Source organism: Advenella faeciporci (assembly GCF_014652395.1).
Lineage (GTDB): Bacteria > Pseudomonadota > Gammaproteobacteria > Burkholderiales > Burkholderiaceae_B > Advenella > Advenella faeciporci.
The window spans coordinates 1-24,764 of sequence record NZ_BMYS01000012.1; the positions used below are offsets into that span (position 1 = coordinate 1).

At 48.5% G+C, this 24,764-nt stretch carries 28 protein-coding genes, 1 tRNA gene and 1 other RNA gene; 17 read left to right on the forward strand and 13 right to left on the reverse strand.

Going from position 1 to position 24,764, the window contains the following annotated elements; translation table 11 throughout:
- Nucleotides 1–278: 278 nt before the first annotated feature.
- Both IE074_RS09035 and IE074_RS09040 read right to left on the reverse strand, forming a co-directional pair.
- Nucleotides 279–533, reverse strand: coding sequence for a hypothetical protein (locus tag IE074_RS09035; RefSeq protein WP_189385148.1), 255 nt, complete (start codon nt 531–533; stop codon nt 279–281).
- 78 nt (nt 534–611) lie between these two features.
- A complete protein-coding gene (locus tag IE074_RS09040) occupies nt 612–1,091 on the reverse strand; it encodes an Lrp/AsnC family transcriptional regulator (RefSeq protein ID WP_189385149.1) in 480 nt (159 codons plus the stop codon).
- A 147-nt stretch (nt 1,092–1,238) separates the two neighbouring features.
- On the opposite strand from IE074_RS09040, the gene hppD reads away from it, so the two are divergent.
- Together hppD and IE074_RS09050 are read left to right on the forward strand one after the other, a co-directional pair.
- Nucleotides 1,239–2,354 (forward strand): 4-hydroxyphenylpyruvate dioxygenase, encoded by a 1,116-nt coding sequence (gene hppD / locus IE074_RS09045; RefSeq protein ID WP_189385150.1) that lies wholly within the window; start codon nt 1,239–1,241, stop codon nt 2,352–2,354.
- Nucleotides 2,355–2,520: 166 nt separating this feature from the next.
- The gene (locus tag IE074_RS09050; RefSeq protein WP_189385151.1) at nt 2,521–3,117 is read left to right on the forward strand and encodes a LysE/ArgO family amino acid transporter; all 597 of its coding nucleotides are present in this window, start codon (nt 2,521–2,523) and stop codon (nt 3,115–3,117) included.
- Between the two features lie 89 nt (nt 3,118–3,206).
- Here the strand turns inward: IE074_RS09050 and msrA are convergent, their stop codons facing one another.
- Both msrA and IE074_RS09060 read right to left on the reverse strand, forming a co-directional pair.
- The gene (gene msrA / locus IE074_RS09055; protein WP_189385152.1) at nt 3,207–3,749 is read right to left on the reverse strand and encodes a peptide-methionine (S)-S-oxide reductase MsrA; all 543 of its coding nucleotides are present in this window, start codon (nt 3,747–3,749) and stop codon (nt 3,207–3,209) included.
- Nucleotides 3,742–4,092 (reverse strand): c-type cytochrome, encoded by a 351-nt coding sequence (locus IE074_RS09060; protein ID WP_229793964.1) that lies wholly within the window; start codon nt 4,090–4,092, stop codon nt 3,742–3,744. The genes msrA and IE074_RS09060 overlap by 8 nt, the downstream gene beginning before the upstream one ends.
- A 167-nt stretch (nt 4,093–4,259) precedes the next feature.
- Here IE074_RS09060 and lgt point away from each other — a divergent pair, with 167 nt between their 5' ends.
- Complete coding sequence (gene lgt / locus IE074_RS09065; protein ID WP_189385153.1) at nt 4,260–5,045, forward strand: prolipoprotein diacylglyceryl transferase; 786 nt, start codon at nt 4,260–4,262, stop codon at nt 5,043–5,045.
- A gap of 59 nt (nt 5,046–5,104) precedes the next feature.
- On the opposite strand, the gene ssrS is transcribed toward lgt, so the two are convergent.
- The 3 genes from ssrS to IE074_RS09080 form a co-directional block, all read right to left on the reverse strand.
- Nucleotides 5,105–5,287, reverse strand: a non-coding RNA gene (gene ssrS, locus IE074_RS09070) — 6S RNA.
- A 50-nt stretch (nt 5,288–5,337) separates the two neighbouring features.
- Nucleotides 5,338–5,649, reverse strand: coding sequence for a cell division protein ZapA (locus IE074_RS09075; RefSeq protein ID WP_189385154.1), 312 nt, complete (start codon nt 5,647–5,649; stop codon nt 5,338–5,340).
- Nucleotides 5,649–6,062, reverse strand: a complete 414-nt coding sequence (locus IE074_RS09080) for a hypothetical protein (protein WP_189385155.1) — start codon at nt 6,060–6,062, stop codon at nt 5,649–5,651. Before IE074_RS09080 ends, IE074_RS09075 begins: the two co-directional genes overlap by 1 nt.
- Nucleotides 6,063–6,233: 171 nt before the next feature.
- On the opposite strand from IE074_RS09080, the gene IE074_RS09085 reads away from it, so the two are divergent.
- Nucleotides 6,234–7,139 carry an NAD(P)-dependent oxidoreductase gene (locus tag IE074_RS09085; RefSeq protein WP_189385156.1) on the forward strand — a complete coding sequence of 302 codons (906 nt, stop codon included), beginning with the start codon at nt 6,234–6,236 and terminating at the stop codon, nt 7,137–7,139.
- Nucleotides 7,140–7,257: 118 nt separating this feature from the next.
- On the opposite strand, the gene IE074_RS09090 is transcribed toward IE074_RS09085, so the two are convergent.
- Complete coding sequence (locus IE074_RS09090; protein WP_189385157.1) at nt 7,258–7,518, reverse strand: DUF4148 domain-containing protein; 261 nt, start codon at nt 7,516–7,518, stop codon at nt 7,258–7,260.
- A 236-nt stretch (nt 7,519–7,754) separates the two neighbouring features.
- Here IE074_RS09090 and IE074_RS09095 point away from each other — a divergent pair, with 236 nt between their 5' ends.
- On the forward strand, nt 7,755–8,648 hold the full coding sequence (locus IE074_RS09095) for an NAD-dependent epimerase/dehydratase family protein (protein WP_189385158.1): 894 nt from the start codon (nt 7,755–7,757) through the stop codon (nt 8,646–8,648).
- 130 nt (nt 8,649–8,778) lie between these two features.
- On the opposite strand, the gene IE074_RS09100 is transcribed toward IE074_RS09095, so the two are convergent.
- Nucleotides 8,779–8,865 (reverse strand) — tRNA-Leu (locus IE074_RS09100).
- A 213-nt stretch (nt 8,866–9,078) separates the two neighbouring features.
- Nucleotides 9,079–9,684, reverse strand: coding sequence for an RNA pyrophosphohydrolase (locus IE074_RS09105; protein ID WP_189385159.1), 606 nt, complete (start codon nt 9,682–9,684; stop codon nt 9,079–9,081).
- A 62-nt stretch (nt 9,685–9,746) separates the two neighbouring features.
- Here IE074_RS09105 and IE074_RS09110 point away from each other — a divergent pair, with 62 nt between their 5' ends.
- The 9 genes from IE074_RS09110 to IE074_RS09150 all read left to right on the forward strand — a co-directional run bounded on the left by IE074_RS09110 (nt 9,747) and on the right by IE074_RS09150 (nt 17,743).
- Nucleotides 9,747–11,489, forward strand: a complete 1,743-nt coding sequence (locus tag IE074_RS09110) for a proline--tRNA ligase (protein ID WP_189385160.1) — start codon at nt 9,747–9,749, stop codon at nt 11,487–11,489.
- A gap of 24 nt (nt 11,490–11,513) precedes the next feature.
- Nucleotides 11,514–11,939 (forward strand): tol-pal system-associated acyl-CoA thioesterase, encoded by a 426-nt coding sequence (gene ybgC / locus IE074_RS09115; protein WP_189385161.1) that lies wholly within the window; start codon nt 11,514–11,516, stop codon nt 11,937–11,939.
- A 9-nt stretch (nt 11,940–11,948) separates the two neighbouring features.
- Nucleotides 11,949–12,629: a protein TolQ gene (gene tolQ / locus IE074_RS09120; protein WP_189385162.1), complete on the forward strand. Its 681-nt coding sequence runs from the start codon at nt 11,949–11,951 to the stop codon at nt 12,627–12,629.
- Between the two features lie 2 nt (nt 12,630–12,631).
- A complete protein-coding gene (locus IE074_RS09125; protein ID WP_189385163.1) occupies nt 12,632–13,072 on the forward strand; it encodes an ExbD/TolR family protein in 441 nt (146 codons plus the stop codon).
- Between the two features lie 29 nt (nt 13,073–13,101).
- The gene (gene tolA / locus IE074_RS09130; protein WP_189385164.1) at nt 13,102–14,271 is read left to right on the forward strand and encodes a cell envelope integrity protein TolA; all 1,170 of its coding nucleotides are present in this window, start codon (nt 13,102–13,104) and stop codon (nt 14,269–14,271) included.
- Nucleotides 14,272–14,303: 32 nt separating this feature from the next.
- Nucleotides 14,304–15,587: a Tol-Pal system beta propeller repeat protein TolB gene (gene tolB, locus IE074_RS09135; protein ID WP_189385165.1), complete on the forward strand. Its 1,284-nt coding sequence runs from the start codon at nt 14,304–14,306 to the stop codon at nt 15,585–15,587.
- Between the two features lie 26 nt (nt 15,588–15,613).
- Nucleotides 15,614–16,096 carry a peptidoglycan-associated lipoprotein Pal gene (gene pal, locus IE074_RS09140; protein ID WP_189385166.1) on the forward strand — a complete coding sequence of 161 codons (483 nt, stop codon included), beginning with the start codon at nt 15,614–15,616 and terminating at the stop codon, nt 16,094–16,096.
- A gap of 77 nt (nt 16,097–16,173) precedes the next feature.
- Nucleotides 16,174–16,848: a tol-pal system protein YbgF gene (ybgF, locus tag IE074_RS09145; protein ID WP_189385167.1), complete on the forward strand. Its 675-nt coding sequence runs from the start codon at nt 16,174–16,176 to the stop codon at nt 16,846–16,848.
- 97 nt (nt 16,849–16,945) lie between these two features.
- Entirely contained in the window at nt 16,946–17,743 is a 798-nt protein-coding gene (locus tag IE074_RS09150; RefSeq protein ID WP_189385168.1) for an alpha/beta fold hydrolase, read from the forward strand.
- Here the strand turns inward: IE074_RS09150 and IE074_RS09155 are convergent.
- Together IE074_RS09155 and scpC are read right to left on the reverse strand one after the other, a co-directional pair.
- Nucleotides 17,740–18,249, reverse strand: a complete 510-nt coding sequence (locus tag IE074_RS09155) for a copper chaperone PCu(A)C (RefSeq protein WP_189385169.1) — start codon at nt 18,247–18,249, stop codon at nt 17,740–17,742. The two genes, IE074_RS09150 and IE074_RS09155, sit on opposite strands and share 4 nt — an antisense overlap.
- A gap of 231 nt (nt 18,250–18,480) precedes the next feature.
- A complete protein-coding gene (scpC, locus tag IE074_RS09160; RefSeq protein ID WP_189385170.1) occupies nt 18,481–19,992 on the reverse strand; it encodes a succinyl-CoA:acetate CoA-transferase ScpC in 1,512 nt (503 codons plus the stop codon).
- 220 nt (nt 19,993–20,212) lie between these two features.
- Here scpC and IE074_RS09165 point away from each other — a divergent pair, with 220 nt between their 5' ends.
- Nucleotides 20,213–20,698 carry a DUF411 domain-containing protein gene (locus tag IE074_RS09165; RefSeq protein WP_189385171.1) on the forward strand — a complete coding sequence of 162 codons (486 nt, stop codon included), beginning with the start codon at nt 20,213–20,215 and terminating at the stop codon, nt 20,696–20,698.
- Nucleotides 20,699–20,712: 14 nt separating this feature from the next.
- Here IE074_RS09165 and IE074_RS09170 read toward each other — a convergent pair whose 3' ends face one another.
- Complete coding sequence (locus IE074_RS09170) at nt 20,713–21,396, reverse strand: glutathione S-transferase family protein (RefSeq protein WP_189385172.1); 684 nt, start codon at nt 21,394–21,396, stop codon at nt 20,713–20,715.
- A 259-nt stretch (nt 21,397–21,655) separates the two neighbouring features.
- Here IE074_RS09170 and IE074_RS09175 point away from each other — a divergent pair, with 259 nt between their 5' ends.
- Together IE074_RS09175 and IE074_RS09180 are read left to right on the forward strand one after the other, a co-directional pair.
- Nucleotides 21,656–22,672 carry an amino acid ABC transporter substrate-binding protein gene (locus IE074_RS09175; RefSeq protein ID WP_189385173.1) on the forward strand — a complete coding sequence of 339 codons (1,017 nt, stop codon included), beginning with the start codon at nt 21,656–21,658 and terminating at the stop codon, nt 22,670–22,672.
- Between the two features lie 82 nt (nt 22,673–22,754).
- Complete coding sequence (locus tag IE074_RS09180; protein WP_189385174.1) at nt 22,755–24,758, forward strand: bifunctional chorismate-binding protein/class IV aminotransferase; 2,004 nt, start codon at nt 22,755–22,757, stop codon at nt 24,756–24,758.
- Nucleotides 24,759–24,764 lie beyond the last annotated feature (6 nt).

The following is a 24,764-nucleotide window of genomic DNA, read 5'->3' on the forward strand; positions in this document are numbered from 1 at the left end:
AGTATAAATTTAGCATCACCAGCATTGCTGGTGTGGCCTCTTACATTCCAAGCGCCCACACTTATCGGCTGTTATATTGTTAAAGAGCATACAACATGACCCAACGGTCATGAGGCTGACATAAACCCGCGATAAACTTCATTCAGGTCTTGTCGCATTCAGCTCAACCCGACTCAAACCCGAAGGTTTATTACATCAGACTGACTTGACTGCGTTGCTGTGTCAGCAGCAGAGAAACGAGATTATGAAGCATGTGGTTTTGTTTGTCAAGAACTTTTTTAAAGAATTTTTAAAACCGTTCTTTTTAAACCACCCGGCGAATCGTTAAAACCAATCTGCCAGACCACCTTCTTCACGTTGCCCAGATTAAACCAAATCGTTAACACCTGAACTTCGTTTCGTTTTTCACCGCCTGGCGTTTTGGGGTAAACCCTAGCGCTGTTGCTGCGAAAGAATGTAACTATAGCGAACCCAAGCCCACCTTGGCAAGTACTTTCTTCAAATACTTGTAGGTATTTTACACCAAAATCCACAAGCCATTGTTTTATTTGGGAATTGTTGCGTACTCATGAGTTGTTTTTTTATTGCAACAATGCAACATAGTAAGCTTTCTATTTAACATAAAGCATTTTGCTTTCTTTTATTTTTTGCAATGCAAAACTTGAACGCATGTCTATAACAGAAGGATGCTTCATTAATACATTCATGGAGAACGCCGAAAAAGCGGCCAAATCTTTTACCTGGACTCTTAATATGTAATCCATTTCACCGGACAGGGCATAACACTCCACAACCTCGGGCCATTTCTGCACATCACGGGCAAATGCCTCCATGGGCGCATGACTGCTACCACTTACTTTGTTCAGATGAATGGATACATAAGCAATCAATCCGCAACCGATCTTATCCGGATCGACCTTCGCGGTATATCCCGTTATATATCCCTCATCTTCCAGGCGCTTTACCCGCCGCAAACAGGGGCTGGGGGACAATGCAACCCGATCGGCCAACTCAAGATTGCTAAGCCTCCCATCCTGCTGCAATTCATTAATAATTTGCTTGTCTATCTTATCCAATTGATTTATTGGCATTTTATTTCCTTAATATTTTATTTATTAGCATAATAATTTAAAAATACATTTCTTTGAGACTGATTCGCAATTTTTAGTTATTCATTTTTTATTAAAATATCATTTGCGCAAAAGCTGACAATGAATCAATAACAGAAGGAGATGATAATGAGCACTGAAACATTCACCCCCTGGGATAACCCAATGGGCACTGCCGGTTTTGAATTTATTGAATATACCGCCCCCGACCCTGAAGCCTTGGGCAAAGTGTTTATTGCTTTAGGCTTTAAAGCCATTGCAAAACACCGTACCAAAAATGTCACCCTATACCGTCAAGGCGAAATTAATTTTCTTATCAATGCCGAGACAAATTCTTTTGCCCAGCGGTTTGCCCGTCTGCACGGCCCTTCCATATGCGCCATTGCCTTTCGGGTTCAGGATGCCGCCAAAGCCTATCAGCGCGCGCTGGAGCTGGGTGCCTGGGGTTTTGATTCACAAAGCGGCCCGATGGAATTGAATATTCCTGCCATTAAAGGCATTGGTGACTCACTGATCTATCTGGTTGACCGCTGGAAAGGAAAAGACGGACACGGTGGTATTGGCGACATCAGCATTTATGATGTCGACTTTGAACCCATCAATTATGAGACCGCCAGCGAAGACATGAATCACAAAGGTGCCGGCCTGCAAATTATTGACCATCTTACCCATAACGTTCATAAAGGTCGCATGCAGGAATGGGCCGAGTTTTATGAGCGCCTGTTCAACTTCAGGGAAATCCGTTATTTTGACATTGAAGGAAAAGTAACCGGCGTCAAGTCCAAGGCAATGACCTCTCCTTGTGGAAAAATCCGCATCCCGATTAACGAAGAAGGCACCGAAGAAAAAGGGCAGATTCAGGAGTATCTTGACTTATATCATGGCGAAGGCATCCAGCATATTGCCCTGGGCACCAACAATATTTATGAAACGGTAGAAGCACTAAGGCAAAACAAGCTGAAATTTCTGGATACGCCTGACACTTATTATGAATTATTAAGCCAGCGCCTGCCCAACCACAACGAAGATGTGTCACGCCTGAAAAAGAACCGGATTCTTCTGGATGGTGGCCCAAACAACGATTTGCTATTGCAGATTTTTACCGAAAACCAGATTGGTCCCATTTTCTTTGAGATTATCCAGCGTAAAGGGAATGAAGGTTTTGGTGAAGGCAATTTCAAGGCACTTTTTGAATCCATCGAGTTGGACCAGATGCGCCGGGGGGTCTTGAAAAAAGTCGAATAATTAAACGGATAATTATCATCCCGGCACATTTCCGGCCCTGTCAGCAATTTTCATGCGCAGGGCCAAACCAAAAACACAATCGTCAAACCATCTATAATCAGTTCAAACATTCCCAAACCTGGCGCATACTTTATAGCCACCCATCATTTTTGAACTATTTATTCCCATGACCGCTCTCTTGGCCGGATTCCTGCTTTCTTTTTCACTGATTATGGCCATTGGCTCGCAAAACGCGTTTATTCTTCGCCAGGGCCTGAAAGCTGAACATGTTTTCTGGGTCTGCCTGATTTGCGCCATTTCTGATGCAACGCTTATTGGCATAGGCGTTGCCGGTTTCAGCATGTTTTTGTCCGAATCCGGTTTCTGGCTGGCAACCATCCGCTATGCAGGTGCCGCCTTCCTGTTTTTTTATGGACTCATGAATTTCATTTCCGCCATCAAAGGACAAAGCAGCTTGAATGCCAGTCAGGTCAACACACCCAGCAGCCTGAAAAAAACACTCTTAATCTGCCTGGCCTTTACCTGGCTGAATCCACATGTATACCTGGACACCCTGCTGTTGATTGGCTCTGTTTCTACCCGCTACCCCGGCCAGGGCCTGAGCTTTTTTATTGGCGCCAGCCTGGCATCCCTTTTGTTTTTCTTTTCATTGGGCTATGGCGCCCGTTTGCTGCAACCTTTGTTCAAAAGAGCAAGGGCCTGGCAAATTCTGGATATAGGCACCGGGGTAATTATGTGGTCAATTGCCCTTTCATTAATATAAAACCGTCATAAAACCAGATAACGCTGCCATTATGGCGTTAACCAATAAAACCCGGACTTTTTTTATAAGACAGCGGCATGCCTGCCGCATCAGGACGCCTTCAATTTATCGGGAAAGCGTTTCATGAACTTGTTGACTTTTTCTGAAACCACAAAAGCGCAATAAGGCTGATTGGGATTACGTTCAAAATAATTGTCATGATAGGCTTCGGCCGGCCAGAATTGCGCCTTGGGCAACAACCTGGTAACCACTGGCGAAGCAAGATGCTCTTGCAACCGTTCTATATGCAAACGGGCAACGGCTTCCTGTTCGGGATTCTGAAAGAAAATAGCCGAAGCATACTGGGGGCCCACATCATTCCCCTGACGATCGGGCGTGGTGGGATCATGCGTTTCAAAAAACACCGTCAGCAAATCGTCAAAACTGATTTCCTGTGGATTAAACTCAATTTTCACCACTTCAATATGACCGGTGTTTTTTTCACATACCTGCTCGTAGCTTGGGTTATCGACATGACCACCACAATAACCCGACTGCACCCGCAACACGCCTCGCAAACGTAAAAACACGGCCTCAGTGCACCAGAAACAACCGCCACCAAATACCGCTATTTCTCTTAAGACATTATTCATTATTAGCACCTGTCAAGCTCAAACCCCGAATCCACCTGGCAATCGTCAATGCATCTTCATCACTGATTTGCGGCTGGGCTGGCATGGGAATAACACCCCACCGACCTCTCCCCCCCTGGCGAATTGCATGGACCAGGTAGGTTTCAATGCCATCACCAGCTTGCTGGTAGCGCTGCGCAATCGCTTTGAACGGAGGCCCTACCCGGGCCTTTTCTATCTGATGACAGCCCATGCAAACCTTCTCCTGCGCCAGTTTTGCCCCATCAACCTGCGCAGAAGCATAAACAGCCGGTGACACGAAAACCATTAATAAAAAGCCCCATTTGCCAACCGAACGCAACATATCCAACCCAAACATGATTAATATTTAAACAATTCAATATATCTACACGACAACTTCCAGAACAATCGCGAATACACTTTATACTTCTTTAACTGCAATAATGCTATTGTATCCAGAAAATTGACTGGACCAATTATTTATCATTCCTACACAACAGAACCGAACACATGATCCCATTCCCCGAAATCAATCCTGTTGCCATAGAAATTGGCCCATTAAAAGTCCATTGGTATGGCCTGATGTACTTGCTTGCCTTTGCCCTGGTATGGATACTGGGCAGATACCGTATTAAAAAAGGCATGATTGACCTTACCCAACAACGTTTTGAAGACCTGATTTTTTATGGCGTACTGGGTGTCATCCTGGGCGGCCGCCTTGGCTACATCCTGTTTTACCAGCCGGCCTTTTATTTGTCACACCCATTGGAAATTTTCTCGATCTGGGACGGCGGCATGTCTTTTCATGGAGGGCTGCTTGGTGTTTTACTGGCCATGTACCTGTTTGGCCGCAAAGAAGGCAAAACATTTTTCGAAGTCGCCGATTTCATTGCCCCCCTGGTTCCGCTTGGCCTGGCTTGCGGACGCCTGGGCAATTTCATTAATGGCGAACTCTGGGGCCGGCCAGCCGATGTCCCCTGGGCCATGATTTTTCCGGGTGCCGGCAATATCCCCCGCCACCCTTCTCAAATTTATCAGATGCTGCTTGAAGGTATTCTGTTATTTATCATACTGTGGTTTTTTTCAGGCAAGAAAAGGCCGGTGGGGCAAGTGAGTGCCGTCTTCCTGATGGGATATGGCGTTTTTCGTTTTATTGCCGAATATACGCGTGAACCCGACAGATACCTGGGCTTCCTGGCACTGGGGTTTAGTATGGGGCAATGGCTGTCGATTCCCATGATTCTGGCAGGTATCTGGTTGTATATAAGCAGCGCAAAAAAACAAACTGACCAATAAGAAAAAACCCCATACCAAACAAAAAAGCGGATCTTGAAACACAAGATCCGCTTTTCATTAAATGCCCCGCATGTACCGTCTAGGCCGGCACCTCGAACCCTAAAGTTCAAGATTGGTCACCATCAATAAAGCTTCGGGTTCGTCTGACGAGAGACGCTCACACCCACTTCATAATCCGATAACCTGATGCCATAAGCATAGGTAAGAGATGATAAGCCAAGTCACGAATACCGCAGGGACAACCTTTCGTGTAAATTCATAATACACTAAAACCCGTTTTGTGGCCTGAATTTTACAGGCCTTTTAACTCATTGATTCCATCATCAAGCAATGCATTGAGTTCATCAATTTTTTTCTTGAAGTCACCGTATTGTACACCGGCAAAAGGTCCATCAACAGCCCTCACTGACAAAAGATCTGACGCCATCTGAATACATGCCATGATCGCAATGCGCTCATTGCTAACCGATGCATTGCCAGAGCCTTTGATTTTAAGCATAAGCTGGTCTGCATGCCTGACTGCCTCTACCAGTTTATGACGCTCTTCAGAAGCGCAGGCAAGAGAAAGCTCGCGCCCCAGAATTGATACGTTGACCCGTTCCATTATTCAGCTCCTTCAGTAACAGCACCAGGCAAATTGCCAAGCACGTGCTCAACACGATCACGGGCTTTCATGGCCCCTTCGCGGAAAGCAGCCAACTCACTTTGCGCCTTGGCCAGATCAGCCTGCAGCCGGGTAATTTCCTGTTGCGCGCTTTCGAGCTCGGATTTTAACTGAACATTTTCATGCTGCGCCTTGGCACGGATTTCGCCGACTTCCTGTTCATGATTATCCAGGCGTTGAATAATGCTCTTGAACTCGTCCTCACGGGCCTGAAATTGATCGCGGAATGAGTCACGGGCCTTTTCAGCCAATGCCAGCCGTGCGGCAATGGACTGACGTTCAGCCATTAAACTGCGTGATAATTGAACCACTTGCCCGACACGAGCGGCAACTTGATCTAAGTCTTGCAACATAGTGATATCGTATTCAATACAAAAGGCGCATTTACAGGTAAACGCACTGGATTAACAATAAGGAGAACTTGATTTTACCCTGTATTCAAAACCACAAACCGGATTTTTTAATATTAAGGTATATTAATCTTTCAAGTGTTTTTCATCCATTTTGACATCAACAGGATTGCCATGCCATCAATTACCGAAAAATCTTACGAAACGACCCCTTCCATCAATGTGGCTTTTATAGGTTTAGGCGTTATGGGCTTTCCCATGGCTGGTCACCTGGCCAAGGCCGGTCACCAGGTTTGTGTCTACAACCGCACCACCGCCAAAGCCGAAAGCTGGGCTGCCGAGTTTGGTGGATCATGGGCCCCCACTCCGGCACAAGCCTGCAAAAACGCGGATATTGTTTTTTGTTGCGTGGGCAATGATGATGACCTGCGTAGCGTTGTCCTGGGCGAAACGGGCGCTTTCAATGGCATGAAACCAGGCGCCGTTTTTGTTGATCACACTACGGCCTCTGCCGATGTCGCACGCGAACTATACCAATTAGCCAAAGAAAAACAGCTTGGGTTTATTGATGCCCCCGTTTCTGGCGGACAGGCGGGCGCTGTCAATGGCGTGCTTACGGTTATGTGCGGAGGCGAACCTGCTGTTTTCGACAAAATCCAGACTGTGGCAAAGCCCTATTCACGTGCAATTACCCTTTTGGGCGAACCCGGTGCCGGCCAACTGGCCAAAATGGTCAACCAGATTTGCATTGCCGGCCTGGTCCAGGGCCTGTCAGAAGCCATTGCCTTCGGAGAGCGGTCAGGTCTTGATATGTATGCCGTACTGGATGTGATAGGCAAAGGCGCAGCCCAAAGCTGGCAAATGGATAACCGTGGTAAAACCATGATTGAAAATAAATTTGATTTTGGCTTTGCCGTAGACTGGATGCGCAAAGACCTGGGACTGGTCCTGGATGAAGCCAAGCGCAACGGGGCTTTGCTACCGGTAACGGCTTTGGTCGACCAGTTTTATGCTGAAGTACAACAAAAAGGTGGTCACCGGTGGGATACCTCCAGCCTCATTTCCCGCCTGAAACCTTGATAAGCACCATCCATGCATAAAAAAAGTCGTGCCACCCAAAATGGCACGACTTTTTTTTCACCATACACTCAAGGCCTTAGCGTCAAAAAATGTTAACGCCTGCCAGGCACAAAACTGATCAATATGAAATAAAATCATCACCTTGGCTCTGTTTGTACTCAACCAGCTCCTGCATCACCACCTCACGGGTTTTGGTACTGTTTACCGCAACCGACGGAGAAGAAGACTCTTTAGTCATGCGCTGTTCGACTTTTTGTCCTGCATCGATACTTGCGGCATTGGGCACAAACGGATAATCAGACTCACTTAAGGCTGCGGCATGCACAACACCCGCGGCAAGAGTAGTGGCAACAAAGGCGGCTTTAATGATGTTTTTCATAATAAACTCCAAAATATTAATGACTTTCAATAAAAATCAAGTTTCATACCGATGTGTAAAATTTCGGGAAAGTTGATTTGATGGGTTTATTATGAAGCGGTAAACGTGATAGAAAAATAGCGATTGTTGCAATTATATTTCCATTAATGGAAATATAATTAGATATTGACCCTAGAATTAACAATATTTATTATCACTTTAGTCATAATCAATCACAAACAAACTGGAGAATCATTATGAAAGTGCTTGTATGTGGTGCAAAAGGCTTTATTGGCGGAAACATTTCCCGCGCACTAAAACAGGCGGGGCACGAGGTGATTGCCGGCGTCTCGTCACGCCATGCAAACGCCTTGCCCAACAGCGTGGTTGTTGACTACGCCAAAGACACCACCGCCCAGGCCTGGTTGCCCCGACTTGACAATGTAGATGCCGTCATCAATGCGGTTGGCGTGTTGCGCACATCAAGTTCGCGTCCTATAGAGGCTGTGCATCAACACACCCCCATCGCCTTATGGGATGCCTGTGTTCAGGCAAATATTAAAAAAGTCATACAAATTTCAGCCCTTGGCGCCGAAACCAGCCAAACGCAATACGCCCGCACCAAACGGGCCGCCGACCATCATCTTATGACTCTGGCTGACAGTGGCAAAATAAGCCACAACATATTGCGCCCCAGCATTGTATTTGGCAAAGGTGGCGCCAGCAGTGCACTATTCATGAATTTGGCCAGGCTGCCTTTTCTGGTTTTGCCCAAACCGGTATTGCGTGCACGTGTCCAGCCGGTTTCCGTGCTTAATCTGGCTGAAGCCATTGTCGCCTTGCTGGGCCCCTCTTTTGTTCAACAGGGAATTATCAGCTGCACGGGAGCAGAACCGGTGCTCATGAGTGACTTCATTGCCAGCCTGCGGCAACAATGTGGCCGACGCCCGGCCAGCGTTCTTCCTTTGCCAGACAGCCTAAGCACCCTGAGCGCCCGCCTGGGAGACCTGGTTCCCGGCGTTCCCTGGTGCACTGAAACCATGACCATGCTAGCCACGAACAATGAAGACAGCTGCGCTGATTTTGAAGCCCTGATTGGACACACACCTGTGCATTACAGCGAACTGGTGGCCAAGGCCTGGAATATATAAGGGAAAATGAATGTGACAATGCAATAGCTGTATATCAGCTATTGCTGTGTAAAATATTTAACAGTGAAAAACAATGAAAGATGAAATTTACATTAATTGCTTTTTTATTTTTTTATTAAAATACAATCAATGGTGCCCAGGAGAAGACTCGAACTTCCACAGGATTGCTCCCGCTAGGACCTGAACCTAGTGCGTCTACCAATTCCGCCACCTGGGCACTTGCTTGCGATTTGCTTTTTACTGCGTTTCGCGAAGAAGATGAAATTATAATCCCATCATAAAAAAACACAAGTCCTATTTTTGCTTATTTGATGATTTTTTCATTTTCGTTGTTTTCAATGCAATAAAACAACAATTTTAACCATCACAATAAAAACCGGCTGGTACCATTTGAATAGCACCAGCCAGTTAGTGATAAACAAATTACACGTTATTCAACACCCAACGGGATTTTTGCTTTCTCCGTTTTTTGGATATTGCCTGTATCTGTTTTTTTGCCACGCCCAGCCTGGGATTTGCGACCGTAGAACTGTCGAGGTCTTGAAAGGCGGGTTTCTGACGGATTGCGAAAAATGATTTTCGACAACTCATTCAGTGCCTGCATATATACTTCACGCTTGAATTCTATTACCGCATCAAGGGGAACCCAGTACCGGCTCCAGCGCCAGGCATCAAATTCCGGATGATTGGTTGCCCGTAAACTGACATCAGAATCTTTACCCACCAAACGTAATAAAAACCAAATCTGCTTTTGCCCCTTATAATATCCTCGCGACTCGCGTCGCACAAAATTATCCGGTACGTTGTACCGTAACCAATTACGTGTTCGTCCCAATATTCGTACATGCTCTGGTTTCAGACCAACTTCTTCATGAAGTTCACGGAACATGGCCTGCACAGGGCTTTCACCATGATTAATGCCACCTTGCGGAAACTGCCATGAATGCTCTCGAATTCTTTTACCCCAGAACACCTCATTCTTCTGATTAACAAGGATAATACCAACATTAGGACGGTAGCCTTCGCGATCCAGCATGCGGCCACCCCCATTTTCAAATACAATTTAGTTGATTATACGTATCTATTGAGTCTGTAACCATGTTAGCATCCAAATTTCACTTAAATACCTTAAAAGAAGCCCCAACAGAAGCCGAAATCGCCAGTCATCAATTAATGACCCGTGCCGGCATGATTCGCAAACACGCTGGCGGCATTTATACCTACATGCCATTGGGCCTGAAAATCATGCGCAAAGTAGAGGCGATTGTTCGTGAGGAAATGAACAACGCCGGCGCGATTGAGCTGCTTATGCCTGTTGTACAGCCCGCAGAACTTTGGATTGAATCCGGCCGCTGGGAAGAATACGGCCCCGAACTGCTGCGCATCAAGGATCGCCATCAGCGCGACTTTGTGCTGCAACCCACCTCTGAAGAAGTAATTACCGACATTGCCCGTAATGAAATTCACAGTTACCGGCAACTACCCGTTAATTTTTACCATATCCAAACCAAGTTCCGTGACGAACGGCGCCCCCGCTTTGGCCTGATGCGAGGCCGTGAATTCACCATGAAAGACGCCTACTCTTTCGATCGCGATGAAGCCGGCGCCCTTGCCAGTTACGACATTATGTTTAACGCTTACATGCGCATTTTCAAGCGTCTTGGCCTTACTTTCCGGGCCGTGGCTGCCGACACAGGCTCTATTGGCGGCTCACGCAGTCATGAATTTCAGGTCATTGCCGAGACCGGCGAAGACCTTATTGTATACAACCCCGATTCCGACTATGCAGCCAACATAGAATTGGCCGAAGCGCCCTGCCTGATTGCAAAACGCGAAGCGCCAACCCAGGCGCTGCAGGAAGTTGAAACGCCCAACGCCAACAAATGTGAACTGGTTGCCCAACAACTGGGGGTAGGCCTGGACAAAACCGTCAAATCGGTGGTTTTTGTAACCACGCCTGAAGAGGGCCCTGCCAAAGTATGGCTGCTCATGGTGCGTGGCGACCATGAAGTCAATGAAATCAAGGTCGGCAAGTTACCGGCATTCAAAAACGGCTTCCGTCTGGCCACTGAAGAAGAAATTCTTGAATATTTTGGCTCTGAGCCCGGTTATCTTGGCCCGCTCAATACCGTCAAACCCGTCAATATCATTGTTGACACCACGGTTGCCAATATGTCCGACTTTATTTGTGGTGCCAATAAAGCGCCCTACCACATCACAGGCATCAACTGGGGTCGTGACCTGCCCGAACCCGAGGTGGCCGATTTGCGTAATGTGATTGCAGGCGACCCGGCCATTGGAGAGCCCGGCAAGCTGGCGATCCAGCGTGGCATTGAGGTGGGGCATGTTTTTTTCCTGGGTGACAAATACTCGTCAGGACTGAAAGCCACCTTCCTGAACGAAAACGGCAAACCCGAAACCTTGCAAATGGGCTGCTACGGTATTGGTATCAGCCGTATCACGGCCGCCGCGATTGAACAGAACCATGATGAAAAAGGTATTATCTGGCCAATCGCCATGGCCCCCTTCGAGGTTGTCATTTGCCCGGTGGGCTGGGGAAAAAGCGAAACAATTCGCAATGAAGCCACAGCACTTTACGAAACACTGAAACAAAACAATATAGACGTTATACTTGACGATCGTGATGCTCGACCAGGTGTCATGTTCTCGGAGTGGGAACTGATTGGCGTGCCAATCAGGGTTACCATTGGCGATCGCGGACTCAAGGACGGCGTTATCGAGGTCCAGGAACGCAGCAAGGCAGAGGCAGTCAAAGTCCCTGTGGCAGAAGTAAACGCTTACGTTTTATCCTTGTTTGAAAACCTTAAAAATACGCTATAATTCACTGATTTATCAGGGCTTTACATGTCTGAAAAACAAGACAACAGGCAATTTACGCTCCCCATCCGGGTTTACTACGAAGACACGGATGCCGGAGGTGTTGTTTTTTACGCCAACTATTTAAAGTTTTTTGAGCGGGCCCGCACCGAATGGCTGCGCCATCTGGGTGTTAATCAATCAGCGCTGGCCTGCAGCGACAACCGCATTTTTGTGGTTGTCAACACCCAGCTGAACTACAAAAAACCCGCCCGGCTTGATGACTTGATTTTTATTAAAAGCAAAATCACCAAAGTCGGTGATGCTTCTGCCACCTTCGTACAATGGGCAGAACGAGACTCCCGGCTACTGGTTGAAAGCACCATTAAAATATGTTGCGTCAACAATCAAACTTTCCGGCCTGCGGCCATACCTCCTTCAGTCAGAACCTTATTAATTTCCGTGCAGGACTAATACTTTATTATGCAACCCGTTCAAGATGAGATGTCAATTTTCTCGCTGATAGTCAATGCGAGCATCCCCGTACAAATCGTTATGCTTATCCTGCTGGCCATCTCGGTGGTCTCCTGGACTTACATCATTAGCAAACGGCTAACCTTAAAACGTACGCTGTCACAAACACGTGAATTTGAAAATGCTTTCTGGAAAGGCGGCGACCTGTCTTCTTTACACCAGTCCATCACCCGCAACACCGATGAGCATGGTGCACTGGCCCGTATTTTCGAAGCTGGCATGAGCGAATTCATGAAAGCCCGCCGTACCGGCAACACCGATATCAATGCGCTAATGGACGGCCCCAACCGCGCCATGCGAGCTACCTACCAGCGCGAACTGGACCTGCTCGATTCACGCCTCAACTTTCTGGCTTCGGCCGGTTCGGTCAGCCCATATATCGGCCTGTTAGGCACTGTTTGGGGCATCATGCACTCTTTCATCGGGCTTTCAACCGCTCAACAGGCAACCCTTGCCGCGGTTGCCCCAGGCATTGCCGAAGCACTTATCGCCACGGCAATCGGCCTGTTTGCCGCCATTCCCGCTGTCATTGCCTACAACCACTTTTCAAACGACATTGACAAACTTGCCAGCCGTTTTGACAGCTTCATTGATGAGTTTCTGAATATTTTGCAACGTCAGGTACGCTAATCATGTCTTCCAGAAGAAATAGCCATCGACGCGGCCGTCGAATGAAAAATGAAATGAATGTGGTTCCCTATATCGACGTCATGCTGGTATTGCTGGTTATTTTCATGGTAACCGCCCCCATGATCACACCAGGCCTGATCAACCTGCCATCGGTTGGCCAGGCAGCAACGGTTCCGTCAACACCGGTTGAAATCGAGCTTGCCGAAAACGGCGACGTTTCCATTCGCCTGCGCGAAGCCGGCAATACCTTTCAGAAAATTGAAAAAGACAATTTGCTTTCTGAGGTACAGGCACTGGTTCAGGCGGACACACCCGTCATTATTGCCGCCGATGGAAAAGTGCCCTATGAAGATGTCGTCAAAGTCATGGATACCCTGCGTAGCAATGGCCTGAACCGCCTTGGTTTATTGGTGAACCAAAACGGCGAAAGCTCCTCAAACTAAGATTGCCAGATTAACACGACCCTATTTTCATGAAACACACTGAAAATCCTAACGAGTTCTATGAGCAGTCCGATGACCGCAAGGGGCTTATCGGCGCCCTGACGCTTCATAGCCTGTTAGTGATCGCACTTATTGTCAGTCTGCTGGCCTCTCCCGAGGCCCCTACCGGCCCCATACAATTGGAGTTATGGACAGAGGGTACGGAACAGGTACTTAAGGCCCCGGCACAAACACAATCCCAGGAACTGGCAGAAGAAGATACCACAAGCGATGAAGATATTGATCCACCCGCTGAAGAACCGGAAGTACAGGAGCCACAGGCCGAACCCGAAGCAGCACAGGCACCCGAACCCCCTCCTGCTCCCCGGCAGCCAGTAGCCAACGCACAGCAGCAGGAAGACCCTGAAATTGCCATAGAAAAGAAACGTCAGCAGGCACAGGAGGAACAGCGCCAAAAAGCATTGGCAGACGCCAGGGCAGCCAAAGAAGCCCGCGAAAAAGCGCTGGCTGAAACACGAGCCCTTGAAGCCGCCCGCGTGAAAGCGCTGGCTGAAGCAAAAGCTGCCAAACTAGAGGCCGATAAAAAAGCCAAGGCGCTGGCCGAAGCCAAGGCTAAACAGGAAGCCGAAGCCAAGGCCAAAGCATTGGCAGAAGCCAAGGCCAAGGAAGAGGCTGCAAATAAAGCCAAGGCACTGGCCGAGGCCAAAGCCAAGGAAGAGGCCGAGAAAAAGGCCAAGGCATTGGCAGAAGCCAAGGCCAAACAGGAAAAAGAAAAAGCATTGGCTAAAGCAAAAGCCGATGCCAAAAAAGCGGCACAAGCCAAGCAGAAAGCCGAATCACAAGGTGAAGCCTTGCGTGCTGCCATGCGTGGCGACATTGCCAGTGCCGCGGGCATCAAGGGCGGAGCCAGCAACCGAAACCAGATAGGCGGTGGTGGCGGCAATTCAGCCTACGCCAGGCAAGTACAACAGTGCGTGCAGCCCCGCTTGCGTTTTAACGGCAATGCCAAACTGGAATTAACCTATCGTGTTGATTTTGACGCCTCATTCAAGCCAAAATCAGCCAAAATAACAAAACGCTCAGGCAATCCCGCGTTTGATGCCGCTGTACAAAAAGCCCTGATGGCATGCGACCCATTTCCAAAGCCGCCATCAGGAAATACATTTGTGACGGGTCCCTATACCTACACACCACGATAACTCTTACTTTTTTCTGACTAAGGAGATGTGCTATGACTGCAACCCTTGATAATCGCAGCATGCGGAATACCGGCCAAGGCCGGCTCGCATTCATGCACCGTTTTTTTCTGTTCCTTGTTTTTGCATGTTTCCTGCAACTGGGCAATTTTGCCCAAGCCCAGGTTCAGGTCGCCCTGCAAGGTTCAGGTACTTCCAATAAATTTCCTGTCGTCATTGCCGATTTTGCCGGACCCAATGGCAAAGAAATTGCCGATATCATCAGCGCCGATCTGATCCGCTCCGGACAGTTTGAGGTTACCCGTACCCAGGCCCTTACCATCGACTCAAGTGGCACCCCTAACTGGGCCGCCCTTTCCACACTGGGCGCAACAACGGTTGCCTATGGTTCAATCAGCGGCACAACCGCCAATTACCAGCTGACTGACACGGCCCTGAAAGCACCGTTAGAGGCTAAAAATATTACAGAACCCCAAATGCGTCGCCTGGCCCATAAAATTGCCGATGCGATTTACGAAAAAATGACGGGCGTTCGTGGCATTTTCGCAACACGAGTCGCCTATGCAACGGGGCAACAATTGGTCGTAGCCGATGCCGATGGTGAAAACAGAAAAGTCGTTGTCAACTCACCCAGCTCCATCATTTCCCCCGCCTGGTCTCCTGATGGTTCAAAGCTGGCTTATGTCAGTTTTGAAACCGGCAAACCCGTTGTTTATGTGCAAAACCTGGCTACCGGTTCACGCCAGGCTGTCGCCAACTTCAAAGGCAATAACAGTGCCCCGGCATGGTCCCCAGACGGCAGCCAGCTTGCCGTGGCGCTTAGTATGAATGCGCTTTCAAACATCTACCAAATCAGTGCCACAGGTGGCTCCAATGCCCGTAAAATCACTGATTCAGCCGAGATCGATACCGAGCCTTTCTACTTCCCGAATGGCAGCGGTCTCATCTTTACCAGTGACCGTGGCGGCAGTGCACAAATTTACCGCACTGGCCTGGGTGGGGGTGGTGCCAGTCGAATCACCTTCAACGGCTCACAAAACGTCTCTGGAAAAATTTCACCAGATGGCACAAAACTGGTATATTCTAGTCTAAGAGGAGGCTCATACTCCATCGCCCTGCAAGGGCTTGGAAGTGGCTCGGATCAAACCCTTACTTCCGGACCCAATGATCTTTCTCCAAGTTTTGCACCAAACGGGATGCAAATACTTTATGTTTCAAGCGGAGGCTTAAGCATTGTTAACACTGACGGCTCTTTCCAAGCAAGTATTCCATCAGTCGGAAACGTATCAAGCGCTGCTTGGGGCCCGTTTACTGATTAATCGTGTATATTTATAAAGGAAATACTATGAGTTCTCGCATCGCGAAAACTTTGGCAATCGCAGCCATCGCAGCTTCACTGGCAGCATGTAGCTCAACTCCACTGGACGGCAGTGCAGGTGCAGGCGACTCTGCATCCGGCGCCACCATGGATCCATTCAACCCTAACAGCCCATTAGCTCAACAGCGCTCTGTTTATTTCGCTTTTGACAGCTACGCTGTAGAACCGCAATACCAACCTTTAGTTCAAATGCACGCTCAATATCTAGCTGCCAACTCACAACAGCGCGTTCGCATTGAAGGCAATACCGATGCACGTGGCAGTGCCGAATACAACCTGGCCCTTGGTCAGCGTCGTTCGGTTGCTGTAGGCAATCAATTGGTACAACAGGGTGTAAACGGCAACCAGATCGAAGCAGTCAGCTTTGGTAAAGAGCGTCCCAAAGCATCCGGCAACACCGAGGAAGCCTATGCAGAAAACCGTCGCGCAGATATTAACTACCTTCGTTAATTTCACGTTCGGATAATTTGCATTGCTACACGCCGCACGGTATGGCTGTGCGGCGTTGCTGTTTTACTGGAGTAAACATGATCGTTAAGAAAAAACACACACTTTTACTGCTCACTGCCGCTTTTTTTTGTAGCATCTTGAACACCAATGCCTACGCATTTGAAGATGAAGATGCACGTCGTGCCATTCTTGATCTGCGTGCCCAGCTAAGACAAAGCGCACAGGCAAGGCTTGAGCTTTCCAATAAAATACAAAGCCTTCAAACCCAGGTTAGCCAGCTGCGCGGAGAAATAGAAAGACTAAGCAGTGCAGACACGCTTTCCCGCCAATCGGCACGTGCCGAAGCCGGCTTTGACCCAACTCCCCAGGTCGGTGACCCCAACGAACAGCGTGCATATGACGAAGCCCTGGATCTGTTCAGGCAGGGCAATTACTCCCAATCCAGCGTAGCACTGGGTAATTTTGCCACCGCCTATCCAAACAGTCCGCTAACACCCAGCGCCCGTTTTTACGAAGGTAGCAGCCTTTATGCCAGCAAAGACTTCAGGGGAGCCATACAAAGGCTGCAATCCATGGTTGCCGCCTACCCATCTGACCCAAAGGCCGGCGATGCATTATTGGTGATTGCAGGCAGCCAGGTTGAGCTCAATAACATTGCCGGCGCCAAAACAACCCTGCAAAGTATTATCAATCAATACCCCGACACCCCATCCGCCGATACGGCCAAACAACGTCTGGAACTGTTCAGATAAGTTGTTTTTGCTTCAAAAATACAGGCATCATTCCATCACACGACATCAGGTGTGATCATGATGCCTTTACATTTACACCTTCTTTTCCCGTATTGTCATGACTCCCTCTTCTCCCATTAAAACACTTCAGACCGCAAACGGCTGTTTTCACTACCAGGATGAAGGGACAGGCCAAGCATTATTATTAATTCATGGCTCATTGTGTGACTTGCGCTACTGGCGCTGGCAACTACCCGCGCTTGCCGAACATTGCAGGGTCATTGTGCCCAGCCTGCCCCACTACTGGCCCCAGGAAAACGTCCAAACCGGGTTTTCAGTTTATCAACATGCCCGCGACATGCACCATTTGCTTGATGCCTTAAACATTGAATCCGCCCATGTTCTGGGGCATTCCCGTGGTGGTGCGATTGCCATGCAAATGGCACTGGAACAAGAGAGCAAAGTGCGTTCGCTCATACTGGCCGACCCCGGGATCAGAACGCCTCAGCCGGAAAGCCATGCCAACTTTAAACATGAAGCACTACAGGCCATACAGGAAGGAAAAATTGACGAAGGCCTGGCCGTTTTTATTGATGCCGTCAGCGGTGAAAACACATGGAAACGCATGGTTAGATGGTTCAGGCAGATGGTTCGGGACAATGCCAACACCCTGGTATTACAACAAAAGGAACCGGCTTTTTACTTTGACGAGGCGAGTTTTTCAGCCTTGACACTACCCGTAACCCTGCTGGGTGGGTCAGACAGCCCTGCCCCGTTTCCCCAGATCATTTCGCGTCTTGAACGCATTTTGCCGCAAGCCCAAAGCCATTTCATCTCACCGGCCTCCCACGGCATGAATCTTGCTTTACCCCATGAATTCAACCAATTGATTATTAATCACATGACAACTGTTTAATGGTCAAACGACCGGGCATTGACCGGTTTCAATTCACAAGTAACCGGAACTTTATCTTCGGTACCCAGTACAAAACGGGCTTGTATTTTATCGCCGGCTTTCAGGCCTGAAACCGGTTTTTCAAGCATGACATGGAACCCGCCAGGCGCAAAATGTAACGTTTCACCCGCCTTGACAATCACTTCGGGTACCATTTCCATTCCCGATTGACCATCTTTCATATAAGAACGATGCAGCATGGTCTCTTCAAATGCATCTGTTTCAATCGCCTTGATGACCGCTATTTGTGTGGAGTCATTATTCTTGATCTCAAAAAACCCACCCGAAGGGGTAACCGAAGGCATCAAGCGTATCCAGCATTTATCAATGGAGACATTGTTGGTGCCCTTTTCGGCTGTTACTTCAAAATTGATGGCATGACCCTGGTTGTGGCCATGCTGGGCATATGCCCCCGACATCAATACGGCTGACAATCCCAGAGACACAGCAATTATTGATTTTTTCATACCCCACCTTCATGGAACAAATGGTTAAGAATCCAAAAGGAAACAAGCTGTTGATTCCGTTTCAAGCATACTAACATGTGTCGGATAAAATGTAATTGATCTGCGTTATCACCTTAATAGGCACCAAGCGATTTTCAGTCGCAAGAAATAAAAAAGACATGGCTGCTTAAGCCATGTCTTTTTATACATCTACCTTAAGCCTGTACACCAGACCAAGGCAACAGCACCGGTTTACATATGCCCGGTTTTCTCATAGCGCTCGTGCCAGCTTAACGCTTCTGACAAAATATGTGGCGTATGGACTGGACGCCCTGAATTATTGGCGCGATCAAAGTAATCCAGCAAAGCCGCCTTATAGTCGGGATGCGCACAGTTTTCTATGATGCAAATTGCGCGCTGGCGTGGCGACAGGCCTCGCAAATCGGCCAGTCCTTGCTCGGTAACGATGATCTGGACATCATGCTCGGTATGGTCTACGTGAGAAACCATGGGGACAATCGCGGAAATGGCACCATTTTTAGCCGTTGAAGGCGTCACAAAGAATGACATGTAGCCATTACGGGCAAAGTCACCCGAACCGCCAATGCCGTTCATGATGCTGCTTCCCATGATATGGGTTGAGTTTACATTACCGTAGATATCAGCCTCGATCATACCGTTAATGGCAATAATGCCAAGACGACGAACAATTTCAGGGTGATTGCTGATTTCCTGGGTGCGCAAAATAATGCGCTCACGGTAAAAGTCGATATTATCATTCAACTCTTTAAGCCCGTCGGGGCTTAATGACAGGGAAGTTGCAGATGCGCTAACGAGTTTGCCGGATTTGATCATGCCCAGCATGCCATCCTGAATGACTTCGGTATACGACTTCAGGTTCTCAAACTCGCCCTCGTTAAGGCCGGCCATTACGGCGTTGGCAATATTGCCTACCCCCGACTGCAGAGGTAACAGGTTCTTGGGCAAACGACCCTCGGCCACTTCCTTGCTAAAAAAGTCCAGAATATGTTTAGCAATGCGCTTGGAGGTTTCATCGGGTTCGGTAAACTTGTTGACCCGGTCTGTTTCATTGGTTTCAACAATCGCAATAATCTTATCCAACGGGCAACGCAGGTACGGCTCACCAATTCGCTGATCGGGCTCGGTCATCATGATGGGCTTGCGATTGGGCGGCAAGGCCGTACCATAATAAATATCGTGCATGCCTTCGAGCTTTTCACTCAATTTATGGTTGACTTCAATAATGACTTTATCTGCCTGATCAATCCAGGTTTTGTTATTACCCACAGAAGCGGCAGGAATCAAACGCCCATCCTCCAGAATACCGGCCACTTCAATAACCGCAATATCCAGCTTTCCAAAAAAACCAAACCAGGCAAACTGGGCCACATGCGACAGGTGAATATCCATATAATGCATTTGGCCTGAATTGATTTTCTGGCGACAGACCGGATCAGACTGATAGGGCAGGCGCATTTCAATGCCATCCACCTCTGCCAAGACACCATCCAGTTCAGGTGCTGTTGAAGCGCCTGTCCAGACGCTGATGCGAAACGGTTTGCCCTGGTCATGAACCGATTTGATATGTTTGGCCAATGCAACCGGAATTGCTTTGGGATAACCGGCACCCGTGAAACCGCTCATACCCACATTCACGCCTGACGGAATTAGTTTGGCTGCCTCATCCGCACTCATCACACGGTTTTGTAATGCAGCACATTTTATTCTTGAATTTGTTGACATACTTTTACTTCACGAAAAAAAAACGCAATCCTGCGCACAATAAAATAATGCATAAATCAATGCACAGTTCACTTTATAATCGGTAACACGCCCAATTATTTACAAAAACATTCAAACTGCAACATTATGTTATATAAATTTGATGCAAATCAATAAAACCAAGGGTAACATCCAAACCTGGCCGTTATAAAAAAACAACCTGAGACATGTGAGAAACGAAATGAACCCAACAACACGCGATTCCAACCTGTTACGCCGGCAAACAATGCTAAAAGCCTTGCTTGGCATGATCTTGCTGGCACCAATTGTATCACCCGCCCAACCAGTTCCTCCCATTAACATCTGGCAAACCGAAAGTTGCCAATGCTGCAAACAATGGGCACAAGAGATGCAAATCCATGGTTTTCAACTGAATATCCAAACCGTTCCTGACACGACGGTATATCGCAGACAGCTGGGCATTCCTGATGAACTGGCTTCATGTCAAACAGCCCAGGCAGGACCTTACGCGCTTGAGGGACCGGTTCCTGCCCGGGATGTGATAGACCTGCTTCGGCACCAGCCCGATATTATCGGATTGATCAACCCCGCAAAGGAAGCACAGCCCCCCAAGGCCAAATCAAACAACAACTCAACCGGCAGCACCGCGCAAAGAACCTATATACTTCATAAAAACGGGCAGGCGACCGCCTTACACCCCAACTAAGTGGTTCCATTACCTTAATTACGATAATCCTGAATAATCTGCCCTACCCTGGATTTGTCTTCATACATGGGCAAGCGGGCAGTTTCCTGCAAGGCTGCCTCATACCAGGCCCGCATCCCCCTGAGCTCCAGCATGTGCTGCACATATTCTGACGACAACTCTGACAACTCCAAATCATAAGTCCTGACCCTGAACACCACGGGAGCAAAAAATGCATCAACAGCGGTAAAACGGCTGCCTGCAAGGAAAAGACCTCCAAACCGTGAAAGCCCATCACAAAACAGGCGGTCCAACCTTGCCAACTCGGCCTGCAAAGCCTCGCTTCGCGAATGCAGATCAACGCGTAAACTGCAATTCATGCCACATTCGCTGCGCAAGGCAGAAAAACCGGCATGCATTTCGGCACATGCCGACCGGGCCCAGGCGCGCGCTTTTTTATCTTCAGGCCACACTTCAGGGTGCTCTTCCGCCACATACTCAACAATGGCCAGGCTATCCCAAATGGTCGTACCGCCATCCTCCAGCACAGGGACACAAGAGGTAGGTGAAAATACGGCAAACTCGCTTTGCTGCCGACCATGGTCTTGATTGAAGGGATGGCTGTATTCAGCAAACGGAATATGCAGCTCCCGAAACAGAATCCATGGACGCAAAGACCAGGAAGAGTAATTTTTATTGGCAATATGCAATGTATACATAAGACAGCCTCCGGTGCCGGTAATGTTTTTATGAGTAAACGTATCTGTTTATTTTCACACCAGAATAGCATTAATACATGGATGCCCATGCCGGGAATGTTTTTATTCCGTGCACCGGCACAATTCCAATGACAAAACCCAATAACCTTATAAAATCGGGTAATAACCAAGCAATAAAAATTTCGTTTCAAAACAGCTGGTTCTTCGGTATGGTTTGACCATCTGATCCTGCAAATGTAAATAAAGGAGTTCCTGAAAAATGAAGACATTGACATATACGCTGGCCGCTTTCGCACTGGTTGCCGGTGCACAAACGGCACAGGCATCCACTCTGGATACGGTCAAACAGCGCGGTGAAGTTCTGTGCGGCACCACCACCGGATTTGCCGGTTTTTCGGCCCCCAATGCCAAAGGCGAATGGGAAGGGCTTGACGTGGATCTGTGCAAATCAATCGCCGCAGCCGTTTTGGGTGATGCCAGCAAGTTCAAGGCTGTACCCCTGAATTCCCAGCAGCGTTTTACTGCACTGCAATCGGGCGAGATCGATGTCCTGACCCGAAACACAACAGTTACCCAACAGCGTGATACCGCGCTGGGCATTCTGGGAGCCGGCATCAACTTTTATGATGGACAGGGCTTTTTAGTCTCCAAAAAACTGGGCGTCAAAAGTGCCAAGGAACTGGATGGCGCAACCGTTTGCATGCAAACCGGCACTTCCAATGAAAACACCATGGCTGACTGGGCGCGTGCCAACAATGTGAAATACACGCCCGTTGTATTTGACCAATTCAATGAAGTCGTCAATGCCTTTGCTGCAGGCCGTTGTGATGTGTTCACCACCGATGCCTCGGGTCTGGCTTCCATCCGCATTTCAAAATTAAGCAACCCCGATGACTACGAGGTTCTGCCGGAAATCATTTCCAAAGAACCATTGGGCCCATTTGTACGCCAGGGCGATGACCAGTGGCTGAACATTGTCAAATGGACCTTGCAAGCCCTGATCAATGCCGAAGAGCTGGGACTGACCTCTGCCAACGTAGACGAAGAACTCAAAAGCACCAATCCCAATGTGCAGCGTTTGCTGGGCGTGACACCTGGCGCCGGCAAAAACCTGGGACTGGATGAAAAGTGGGCTTACAACATTATTAAACAGGTTGGCAATTATGGCGAAAGCTTTGAGCGCAACGTGGGTCAGGGCAGCCCGCTTAAAATCAACCGCGGCCTGAATGCCCAATGGAACGAAGGCGGCCTGTTATATGGACTACCTGTAAGGTAAGCCATTTGCATTTAATACTGCAAATTTAAACGCCAACACTGCCACAAGCTATAATGCCTTTTTTTGTGGCAGTGATTTACGTATGCACCCCCCTTTTTTTGTTCTTCTGGATGATGCGGTTACCCAAACCGGGCTGCTGCACGAACAGCTGGTTCACACTGACAGCATCAAAGCCGATGCCCTTGAGCACTTACAGACCCTGCTGCTGCAGGGCTGGCAAAAAAACCGGCATGCCATTTTGTGGGCGCCCTATGGTTTGGGTCAGGGCATAATAGGGCTTGAGAAAACAGGCCTGCCAGACACGGACACTTTTACGCAGGCGCAAGATGCCCTGCAGATTTTCTGGTTTGCCCAAAAAACCGTATTAAACAGCCAAGAGGCCATACAGGCGTGGTTAAATACCCAGTCCGGCCCTGAAGAGCCTGCCGGTCTGTTGCGGCCAGCCCTGGCACAGAACCAGGCCGATTACATTGAAAGCATCGAACAGATCCGGCAAGACATCGCCGCTGGCGAAGTTTATCAAATCAACTATACCACCCAGCTGGATTTTCAGGCCTATGGTTCGCCCTTCAGGCTTTATCAGAAATTGCGGGCAAAACAAGCCGTACCATACGGGGCACTGGCCTGTCTACCCGCCTCTGCCACCCACACGGGCAATGAAATAGCAGCCGGTAGTGCCTGCTGGACCCTCTGTTTTTCTCCAGAGCTGTTTCTGGACATCCGCAGCGATGGCAGCATTCATACCGAACCCATGAAAGGCACGGTACCCGCCTTGGATGACGGCCAGAACGAAGCCCGGGCAAAGGCACTGCGGGCCGACCCCAAAAACCGGGCGGAAAATGTCATGATCGTTGATTTACTGCGTAATGACCTAAGTAAAATTGCCGTGCCAAATGGCGTAAAAGTACCCGAACTTTTTAAAGTGACGCCGTTTGGTTCTGTCTTGCAAATGACCACCCCTATTTATGCCCAGGCAAAACCCAATACCCGTGTGGGGGATATTTTCCAGGCGCTCTTTCCTTGCGGCTCCATTACCGGTGCCCCTAAAAAAAGAAGCATGGAGCTGATAGCCAAATATGAACAGCGGGACCGTGGCCTGTATACCGGCAGCATTGGCTATCTCGAGCCCTGCAAGGGTGGACTGGGCTTTTGTGGCAAACTCAATGTTGTCATCAGAACCCTGGTCCTGACAGAGTCAGCGCCAGCTAAGGCAGCAAAACCAAAGCCAACGGCCAACGCCAATCACTCACCCCGACATTTTACCGGCCTCATGGGCGTTGGTTCGGGTATTGTGTATGACAGCACCGCTGAAAGCGAATATGAAGAGTGTCACTGGAAATACCGTTTTTTGCAAAACCTGCCCATTGATTTTACCCTGTTTGAAACCATGTTGTATTGCCATGGCACATGCCGCCTTCTTGAGGCCCATTTATCGCGCCTGAAGCGTTCGGCTTATGAACTGGGATTTGCCTTTAATGAAGAAAGCGTGCGTCAACAGCTAAGCAGCCACTTCAGTCAATTACAGCAGCAGGATAAAAATACCGGGTATCCTTTGGCTTATCGGGTGAAAGCCAGTTTACATGACAATGGCTCCCTGACCATTCAGCATGCAATGCTGGAACCTCTTGCACCAAACACACAAAGCGTGATAATTGCTCCGGCCATCTTTCCCAATCATGACCTTTTGCGTCGTTACAAAACCAGTCACCGTCAACAATACGATGAACAAATGCACCGGGCCATGCTGCACAAGGCCTTTGACAGCCTGTGCTTTAACCAGGATGGTTTTCTACTGGAAGGCGCGCGCAGCAGCATTTTCATTTACCACCAGGACCAATGGCTGACCCCGGCACTGGAACTGGATATTTTGCGCAGTGTGATGCGCGAACAAATCATGCAAAATCCGGCTCATTGGCTTGCTGCCCATACGCCGGCAAATGATCTCCCCGCTAACGGGATCTGGACGGTAACAGAAGAAAATATTACCCGCCCGCTACTTGAAAACGCCAGTATTATTCTGGCAGTTAATGCACTTAGGGGAATTATCCCGGTAAAATTGCTACACTTAAACGATTTTAACGCTTAATAACCA